The sequence below is a fragment of the Kineococcus indalonis genome, from assembly GCF_009906395.1.
GTDB lineage: Bacteria > Actinomycetota > Actinomycetes > Actinomycetales > Kineococcaceae > Kineococcus > Kineococcus indalonis.
Genome location: NZ_JAAALM010000954.1, coordinates 1 through 673, shown reverse-complemented (window position 1 = coordinate 673; position 673 = coordinate 1). Strand labels below are relative to the sequence as shown.

The 673-nt window shown below is 75.6% G+C and carries 1 protein-coding gene; it reads right to left on the bottom strand.

Features of this window, described 5'->3' with window-relative positions; genetic code table 11:
• Positions 1-673: CheB methylesterase domain-containing protein (locus GTR00_RS22155; RefSeq protein ID WP_166613626.1), on the bottom strand; the 673-nt coding region annotated here is incomplete at both ends.

The following is a 673-nucleotide window of genomic DNA, read 5'->3' as shown; positions in this document are numbered from 1 at the left end:
GGGTGGCCGCGAACGGCTCGGCCGGCGGCAGGGGGGTGCGCGCGGCGCCGGCCGCACCGGCCCGCGCGCCACCGAGGCGGCGCAGCAGGGCGTCGGGGATGGCGTTCAGCGGCAGCACCTCGTCGGCGATGCCCTCGCGGGCGACGGCGCCGGGCATGCCCCACACCACGGAGGTGGCCTCGTCCTGGACGACGACCTGGCCGCCGGCGTCGGCGATGGCCTTGCAGCCCAGCTTGCCGTCGGAGCCCATGCCGGTGAGGACCAGCGCGAGCAGGTCGCCGCCGAAGGCCGCCAGCGCGGAGCGGAACATCACGTCCACCGCGGGGCGGCAGAAGTTCTCCGGCGGGTTCTGGTTGAGCTTGACCACCAGGGCGGTGCCGCGGCGCACGACCTCCATGTGGAAGTCGCCGGGCGCGACGTAGGCGGTGCCGGCCTCGACGGTCTGTCCGTCGGTGGCCTCCACCACGTTCAGGGCGCTGACCTTGTCCAGGCGCTGGGCGTACAGGCGGGTGAACACCGGCGGCATGTGCTGGGTGATCAGCACGGGCACGCCGATGGTGGCCGGCACCTTCGACAGCACGGCGGACAGCGCCTCGGGTCCGCCGGTGGAACAGCCCACGACGAGGGCGCGCGGGGTGCCGACGGCACCGGCGCGCGAGCGCACGGCGACGGG